The organism is Tatumella terrea (assembly GCF_039523755.1).
Taxonomy (GTDB): domain Bacteria; phylum Pseudomonadota; class Gammaproteobacteria; order Enterobacterales; family Enterobacteriaceae; genus Tatumella; species Tatumella terrea.
This window is the reverse complement of sequence record NZ_BAAAFX010000034.1, coordinates 1-1,487: the sequence shown is the minus strand read 5'-3', so window position 1 is coordinate 1,487 and position 1,487 is coordinate 1. Positions and strand designations below refer to the sequence as shown.

4 protein-coding genes are annotated in these 1,487 nt (G+C 52.2%); all 4 read left to right on the top strand.

Annotated elements, in window-relative coordinates:
- Positions 1-98: 98 nt before the first annotated feature.
- Positions 99-584: an MbeB family mobilization protein gene (locus tag ABD035_RS17600; RefSeq protein WP_343871386.1), complete on the top strand. Its 486-nt coding sequence runs from the start codon at positions 99-101 to the stop codon at positions 582-584.
- 60 nt (positions 585-644) lie between these two features.
- Positions 645-881 carry an MbeD family mobilization/exclusion protein gene (locus ABD035_RS17595; protein ID WP_181241455.1) on the top strand — a complete coding sequence of 79 codons (237 nt, stop codon included), beginning with the start codon at positions 645-647 and terminating at the stop codon, positions 879-881.
- Positions 882-1,024: 143 nt separating this feature from the next.
- Positions 1,025-1,357, top strand: a complete 333-nt coding sequence (locus ABD035_RS17590) for a type II toxin-antitoxin system RelE/ParE family toxin (protein WP_064401063.1) — start codon at positions 1,025-1,027, stop codon at positions 1,355-1,357.
- A 1-nt stretch (position 1,358) separates the two neighbouring features.
- On the top strand, positions 1,359-1,487 hold a 129-nt coding region (gene nadS, locus ABD035_RS17585; RefSeq protein WP_343871387.1), incomplete at its 3' end, for a NadS family protein.

The window sequence follows — 1,487 nt, the reverse complement described above, 5'->3', positions numbered from 1 at the left end:
GGAGAGTTACGGCCTGAGCGTGGCGCGGGAAACCAAAAACAGTATCAGCATTGCCGATCCGGACGGTGGAAAAAATATCCGACTGAAAGGAATGATTTATGAGCGAGATTTTAAATTTGGCGAAGGGCTTCGAGGAGAAATCGAAGAAGCAGGCGCAGGATACCGAGCAGAGCGTGAAGCGCGAGTTCGAGAGGCTGGAAACGTCTATCAGCGAGGACTTGAAATCAAGCTCGCAGAGCATCAGCAACGCTATCCGCGAACAGAACGACCAACTGACGGGCATAGTCAGATACTCCCTTCTGAGCGCACTGGGCTGGATATTTCTGTTCGCCGCGCTGCTGATCATGATACTGGGCGGGATAATCTGGTATCAGGGAACGGTCATCACTTCCCGCCTGAACGAAATGGACAGCTACAGCCAGCAACTGGAGAGCCTGAAAGCCCAGAGCGGCGCAGGGGTGGCGATTTACAAGGACGACAAGCAGAAGAACACCTATCTGGTGGTACTGCCGAAGAAAGCGCATGGCACCGAGACATACACATCGACAGCCGGAAACACCGTGATGAAGTACACCGCGAAATAACCCCGTCAGACACCCCAGAAACGCCACAGCACGTTTTTATCACTGAGGACAGGCAAAACCATGACCGAGATGGAAAGGCAGCTTCTGAGCGCCTTAGAAAGCTTACAAACAAGCTACGAACAACAGCAGCAGGCGTGGCAGGACAGTTACAGCAACTTGCAACGCATGTTCGAGACTACCTCACAGGCACTGGAGCGCAACGACAGGGTCTGTCTGAACTTGAGCAATCAGGTGAACGCCTTGCACGAGCAGGTCGAACGCTTGAGCAGCGATCTGAGCCGATTAACACGCTCGTAAAGCAGCAGGAGCGGCAGTTACAGCAGGAAAAGCAAGCAACCCGCTATCATGGTCCGACTCTGTAATGTCTGATGGCACAGACGCGCCTTTTCAGAATGTGACTCATGGTGTACATTGTACATCAAAATATACAGGAGACAGCCGTGAGTCACGCGATTGAGTTTATCGAGACAACGATGTTTACCCGTCAGATAAAGCAAATCGCCACGGATGATGAACTCAAAGAACTCCAGAAAGAGCTTATCGAGTCACCGGACAAAGGTGACCTCATCCAGAAAACGGGTGGTCTGCGAAAGATCAGGATGGCGACGGGGAATCAGGGAAAAAGCGGCAGTGCGCGGGTGATTTACTTCCTTGCCACCGCCGAGGTGATTTATCTGGTGATGGCCTACCCTAAAAGCACCAAAGACAGCATCACAGACGCAGAGAAAGCCGAACTGAAGAAGCTGACCCAACGACTGAAAGACGAGGTGTAACATGAGTTTTTTTGACGAGCTGAAAGCCTCTCTGGAAGAGGCCGTTGAAATCAAAAACGGAACCAAAGCCCCCGCCCGTGTGACCCGCTACGAGCTGGCAGACGTCAGGGCTATCAGGGAAAACCTGAAT

Coding starts and splice junctions, on each gene's coding strand:
- ABD035_RS17600 (WP_343871386.1), top strand. CDS start 99: ATGAGCGAGATTTTAAATTTGGCGAAGGGCTTCGAGGAGAAATCGAAG.
- ABD035_RS17595 (WP_181241455.1), top strand. CDS start 645: ATGACCGAGATGGAAAGGCAGCTTCTGAGCGCCTTAGAAAGCTTACAA.